Origin of the sequence: Acinetobacter sp. UBA3132, assembly GCF_002364825.1 — a bacterium.
Taxonomy (GTDB): domain Bacteria; phylum Pseudomonadota; class Gammaproteobacteria; order Pseudomonadales; family Moraxellaceae; genus Acinetobacter; species Acinetobacter schindleri.
In genome coordinates this window covers 481-6,717 of sequence record NZ_DEZM01000186.1, presented here as the reverse complement: position 1 = coordinate 6,717, position 6,237 = coordinate 481, and the positions used below count along the sequence as shown (strand labels likewise).

General features: G+C 44.1%; 5 protein-coding genes. 4 read left to right on the top strand and 1 reads right to left on the bottom strand.

Features of this window, described 5'->3' with window-relative positions:
- The first annotated feature begins 331 nt into the window (after positions 1–331).
- On the top strand, positions 332–1,039 hold the full coding sequence (locus tag B4033_RS10015) for a nitroreductase (RefSeq protein WP_048882375.1): 708 nt from the start codon (positions 332–334) through the stop codon (positions 1,037–1,039).
- 48 nt (positions 1,040–1,087) lie between these two features.
- Here B4033_RS10015 and B4033_RS10010 read toward each other — a convergent pair whose 3' ends face one another.
- Positions 1,088–2,296 carry a multidrug effflux MFS transporter gene (locus tag B4033_RS10010; RefSeq protein ID WP_286833583.1) on the bottom strand — a complete coding sequence of 403 codons (1,209 nt, stop codon included), beginning with the start codon at positions 2,294–2,296 and terminating at the stop codon, positions 1,088–1,090.
- Between the two features lie 150 nt (positions 2,297–2,446).
- Here B4033_RS10010 and yccS point away from each other — a divergent pair, with 150 nt between their 5' ends.
- From yccS to B4033_RS09995, 3 genes are all read left to right on the top strand, one after another.
- A complete protein-coding gene (gene yccS / locus B4033_RS10005; RefSeq protein WP_286833581.1) occupies positions 2,447–4,621 on the top strand; it encodes a YccS family putative transporter in 2,175 nt (724 codons plus the stop codon).
- Between the two features lie 85 nt (positions 4,622–4,706).
- Positions 4,707–5,267, top strand: a complete 561-nt coding sequence (locus B4033_RS10000; protein ID WP_004814787.1) for a YcxB family protein — start codon at positions 4,707–4,709, stop codon at positions 5,265–5,267.
- Positions 5,268–5,433: 166 nt separating this feature from the next.
- Positions 5,434–6,237 (top strand): PepSY-associated TM helix domain-containing protein (locus B4033_RS09995; RefSeq protein ID WP_286833580.1); only part of this gene is annotated, 804 nt, incomplete at its 3' end.

Here is a 6,237-nt window from a genome sequence, read left to right as displayed (position 1 = left end):
CGCATATTTAATGGAGATTCATTGAAGCTTCGATCTATTTTATTAGGATTATTGTAGTCTATATTGCTTATACAACATTTTTATTAAAGTTTTATTTATCTTAATCACAAGATATTTAAGAAAAAATTAATTTATAGATAGCTAATATTGGATTTAGCCGAGAATAAGAGGTGCAGCTGCATGTTTTAGAGATATGAAGTATTGATCAATTCCTAAAAACCAATATTTTTAGTTTAACCTTTACTTATGGATGAACTTACTTCATCGCATCAGCTACTATCATTTGTTTAGTTTATAGTCAGAACTTATCATCAAGGAAATAACAATTCATATGGATCAAACAATCGTCAATGCTGTGGATCAAACCATCACTTCCCGTCATTCAGTTCGTGCTTTTCTGAATACTCCTGTAGATCAAAATACCTTGAAAGATATTTTAACGGTTGCCAGTCGCGCACCTTCCGGTACCAATACCCAGCCCTGGAAAGTCTATGTACTTACAGGTAAAAAACGCGATGAACTGGTCGAGAAAGTATGTCAGGCACAAATGGAAATTTATCAGAATCCAAAACTGGCTGAGCAATACAAAGAAACTTTCTCTTATTATCCTGAACAATGGCTTTCACCTTTTATTGACCGTCGCCGTGAAAATGGCTGGGGACTGTATGGTTTGCTGAATATTCAGAAAGGCGAAAAAGAGAAAATGGCACGCCAGCAGTTGCGTAATTTCCAGCTGTTTGATGCCCCAGTAGGTTTATTTTTTACTGTACACAAATCATTAGGCATTGGCTCGAAAATGGATATTTCTATGATGATCCAGAACGTGATGCTGGCAGCTAAAGCACGTGGATTAGATACTTGCCCGCAGGCAGCCTGGAACCATTTTCATCCTATTGTGCTAGACGTGGTGGGTGCCCCCGAAGATGAAGAACTGGTCTGCGGCATGGCACTCGGCTATGCAGATCCGGAGGATATTGTAAATACTTTCATTACACCACGTGTGCCGGTTGAGGACTTTGCTGTCTTTTTAAATGATTAATCGCCTGAACTTGTAAGCTTATCTTGAGCAGTTATGCCGTCCCTACGTTTAATCCCCTTTAGGTGACGGCAGCCGCAGACGGTAAATGGTCGCTGCCGCAATCCCAACAAAGATCGCCATTACCAGCGCCATATTAAATAAAGCATTCCACCACATAAAGTTCAGCAGAATCCCGCCAAGCAGACCACAGGCAAACTGCATGCTGCCCATAATGGCACTGGCAGTTCCGGCACGTGCACCTTGCTCAGACATCGCAATTGCCATAGCATTTGGCCCGGTAAAACCAATGGATGCTACCACCATAAACATGGCCATAATGACCAGAATTAGAGATTCAGTCTCAATTATTCCCAGCACCAACAAAGCAATTACGCCACCAAGTTGTAAGGTCGTTCCGATTCTTAAACGACTTAAAATACCAAACCGATGCGCCAGCTTTTTATTCAGGGTGGAAAACAGCATAATCCCGACTGCATTGCCACCAAAGACATAGGCAAACTGCTGCTCACTTAAATGAAAATGATCCATCAGAATCGCTGAAGATGAGGTGATATAACAGAACAGGACTGCACTGGAAAAACAACCAGCAAACATTGGCTTTCTGAAACTTTCATCCTGAAAAATTGCCTGATACAGGCTCATGACCTGGGTAAAATTCAGTTTTAAACGGCGTTCTGGCTCCAGGGTTTCTTTAAAGAAAAAATGTACACACGCCAGAATCACCAGACCAAATAGCATCAGCAATACAAAAATCATATTCCATTCAAATACCAGCAATACCCAAGCTCCCATACTCGGCGCTAGAATTGGAGCAATCGTACTGACAATCATCATGCTGGCAAAAGCCTGAGCCGCTGAATGCATATCCAGACGATCACGGATCGCAGCCCGGGCAATTACCACACCGACACATCCGCCTAAGGCTTGCAGCACCCGTGCGGCAATTAGACTCCATTCATTCTGGGCAAATACACAGAGCAGACTTGCCACTACATATAAAGCTAAACCAAAGTACAATGGCGGTTTACGTCCGATACGGTCACTGACCGGACCATAGACCAGCTGCCCGATCGCCAGCCCCAGAAAATAGGCGGGCAAACTGTTTGCCACCTGCTGGGTAGTGACACCAAAATCATCAGCCATTTGTGGCAATGCCGACAGATACATATCAATAGAAAGCGGGCCAAGTGCAGTGAGGGATGCCAGTAATATGATCCAGGACATGGCATAGTTTTTATTGGTCGTTGTTGTCGACATAATAATATTTAGAATTTAAATGAGCGCTGTGCAGACAAGTTTACACAGGGCATAGTATGATTTGTGAAGCAAATTTACTTATTTTTATTGCTAAATTTTTACACACTTATTAAGTCTTTATCTAAAGACAGTGGTATAGAAGGACGAATCTTGAAATCCTGGCTCACTCGTTTCAAGCAAACCACCGGCAATACGACCTTTATGTATAATCTGCGGATGATCATTGCCTTTGCAGGAACTGCCTTTGTGCCTTATCTGATGGGTCAGCAGTTAATGACCATTCCACTGACCTTGGGTGTGGTGGCAGCAGGTTTAAGCGATATTGACGACCGCTTCTCGGTCCGGATTCTGAATCTCCTCTATACTTATATTGGCTTCTTTATTACAGCCTCTGCCGTTTATCTATTATTTCCGTACCCGATCCTGTTCGCCTTGGCACTCATCGTGTCCTGTATTGGCTTAATTCTGCTCGGCTCGCTGGGACGGCGTTATGCTACGATTTCATATGGCTGTCTGGTGATCTCGGTCTATTCCATGCTCGGGGTAGAATTATTTGATAACTGGTACACCCAGGCAGGCCTGCTGGTTATCGGTGCCATGTGGTATGGCCTGTTATCTACAATTAGTTTCCTGCTGTTCCCTGCCCGTCTGGCACAAGACAATTTGGCCAAGTGCTATTCATCGCTCGGTAACTTTCTTTATGCCAAATCGAATCTATTTGATGTCGATATGACGTCGAATAGTTATCAGCAAAGCATGATTGAACTTTCACTTGAAAATGGCAAATTAATTGCGATTTTTAATGATATGAAAGCTGCTTTACTGACCCGACTCAAGGGAGATCGAGGACAGAAAGACACCCGTCGCAGCCTGCAATATTATTTTATTGCCCAAGACATTCATGAGCGGGCGGACTCAGCCCATATTGATTATCAGAAACTGGCAAAGATTTTTGAGCATAGCGATATTCTGTTCCGCTTTCAGCGCATTTTGTCGATTCAGGGCAAAGCCTGTAAGGACCTGAGCGAAAGTATCCTTCAGCGTAAAACCTACCAGCATAATTCGCGGTTTAAGCATGCCTTTAAGAATCTGCGCTATTCACTGGATAAGTTACGTCAGGAACAGCAGTATGATGAAGTCTGGATCAATGCACTGTTTTCTCTGTATCAGAACTTAAAGTCGATTGATGCCCAGTTACGTAATCTGGAAACCGAACGCAATATTAAGTTCGAGCGTGCCAAACATATTGAAAACCAGCTCAAAGATGACGACTTAAAAGGCTGGGAAGATATCCGGATCCGGATCAAACAGCATCTGACCCCGGAATCCGTGCTGTTCCGTCATGCGGTGCGTTTGTCGATTGTACTGCTGATTTCTTATATCTTTGTACAGCTGACCAATATCGAATATGGATACTGGATTCTGCTGACTGCCCTGTTCGTGAGTCAGCCCAACTTTAACGCCACCAAGCGCCGCTTACGTCTGCGGATAGTCGGCACATTGATTGGGATTAGCCTGGGCTTTGCCGTTCTGTATTTTGTCCCTTCAATCGAAGGTCAATTACTGCTTCTGATCCTGAGTGGCGTGCTGTTCTTTGAATTACGCAGCAAGCAGTATGCGCAAGCTACAGCCTTCATCACCATTCTGGCTTTGATTAACTTTAACCTGGATGGTGTGGGCTTTTCCGCAGCATTGCCACGGATGATTGATACCCTCATTGGCTGTGCGATTGCCTGGTTCGGGGTGAGCTTTATCTTCCCTGACTGGAAATTCCGCCGTCTGCCGCGTTCAATCAAACGTTCTTTAAATGCTGAGGTCGATTATCTTAGCGAAGTGATTGAACAGTATAAAACTGGGCGTAACAATGGTCTGCGTTACCGGATCGTGCGTCGCGCTGCACATAATACCGATGCTGAAGTTGCCTCCCTGATTTCGACCTTGGCGACTGAGCCCGATTTTGATCCTTTGCAAAAGAGCCAGGCTTTCGAATTTCTTTGTCTGAATCATACCCTGATCAGCTATATTGCTGCGCTGGGTGCACATCGTGAGAAAATCGAGAATCAGGAAATTTTAAGCCTGCTAGATCAGGCGCTTGAAGACATTCGTGGTGCATTGCTGGCCGATGAAGTGCCCGATCTCAGTGCACAGAATATGATCCACAATATTCGTCAACGCCTGTCACACCAGCAGGATGAAGACCAGAAATCCCTGATCATTTTGCAGCAACTGTCCCTAATGTTCAGTATCTTGAATCAACTCAGTCAGTTAAAGCAAAGTTTAAGCCATGAACGTGATGAACAGGCAACCGAATTAGCCTCATTATAATTTGACTGATTTTGGAACAATATACTCACTGAATTGGTACAAATAATGCTAAACTTTTTGCAGTTTTAAATTTGTAAATTTCACTATGACCGCGAAAAATTTATACGCTTATACCCTACAGCCTGTGAACTATGAAGTGACAGAACAGGAACAACGTCATGCTCAGCTAATGATCTGGCGCAGTACCAATAAAATTGGCATGAAAGCCTGGCTGATCATGGGTGCAGTTGTGGCACTTTCTATTCTGGGCATTATCATGCTCAAGAACTATTCTACGATTTTTTGCTGGGTGGCACTGGTGTGTGTGGTGCTGTACTACCTGATCCGTACTTTTGGTCTGGAATGGTATGTAAAGCGCAAGATGAACGAATTTCCAGTTCAGGAAATTAAAGGTATTCGTCTGGGTGTACAACCTCACGGGATCGTGATGCGTCAGAAAATGGGTCTACAAGAAGGTGTAGGTGCGATTGGCTGGAAAGACATCTATGAATGGTACAATACACCTGAATTCATGCTGGTTAATTTCAAAGTTAAAGGTCAGCAAGGTGCTTATATCCTGCCAAAACGCCTGGATAGCAAAAATTTCTCGTTCGAAACCATTCGCAAGCATTTACGTGAAGAAGTAGGCGAACCGAAAGAAATCTGATACGAACTTTCATTAAAAAACCTCCTACCTGGGTACGGAGGTTTTTTTGTATTCATAACTGTAAACGATAATGAGAATAAATATTATCCGCAAAATCCATCATTCTATTGCGATATTCCTTTATAATCAGACCATTTTCTAATATTCGTATTTTCATCCAACGACCATGTTTAAAAAAACCTTTTTCCAGATCCACTGGTTTCTTGGAATTACTGCCGGTCTGGTCCTGTCAATTATGGGCGTTACCGGGGCGATATATTCCTATGAACAACAGATCCTGAAATGGATCAATACGGACAGTTATACCGTACAGGCACAATCCGGACCGAAACTCAGCCCGGCTGAGCTGTATCAGCACTTTAAGCAGCAAAATCCTGAAATGCAGATCAACAGCGTGAGCCTGGATGCCACTCCAACAGGATCCAGTACGGTTAATATTGCCAAAGAAGGTGCTCGTCGTGGCTACAACATGATGGTCAACCCGTATACGGCTGAAGTACTACCTGAAATCAAAGGCCGTGAGTTCTTCCAGTTCATACAGCAGCTACACCGCTATTTAACCATTGGGCCTGTCGGCAAGCAGATCACAGGTGCCTGTGCCCTGATGCTGATTTTCTTTGTCTTGTCGGGTCTTTACCTACGCTGGCCAAAACGCCATTCAGTGAAGCAGTGGCTAGCTGTGAAGCCGCAACTGAAAGGTCGTAACTTTATCTGGGATCTGCACGCGGTTGTTGGAACCTGGGTCGTGATTTTTTACCTGATCCTGGCGTGTACCGGACTGTACTGGTCTTATGACTGGTGGCGCAACGGTATGTTCAAGGTGCTGGGTGTAGAACGTCCACAACCTGAAATGCAGCAAGGTCAAGGCGGCCGTGGTGGTGCAGAACAAGGTCGTAGTGCTGGCGAATCACGTAGTGAAAGTCAACGTGGTTCTCGTGGTGAAGGTGCAGGCGAACAGATCGGAAGAGCG

Bases quoted from the DNA above. Each gene is read 5' to 3' on its own strand.
- B4033_RS10010 (WP_286833583.1), bottom strand. From the start codon at position 2,296: ATGTCGACAACAACGACCAATAAAAACTATGCCATGTCCTGGATCATA.
- B4033_RS10015 (WP_048882375.1), top strand. From the start codon at position 332: ATGGATCAAACAATCGTCAATGCTGTGGATCAAACCATCACTTCCCGT.
- B4033_RS10000 (WP_004814787.1), top strand. From the start codon at position 4,707: ATGACCGCGAAAAATTTATACGCTTATACCCTACAGCCTGTGAACTAT.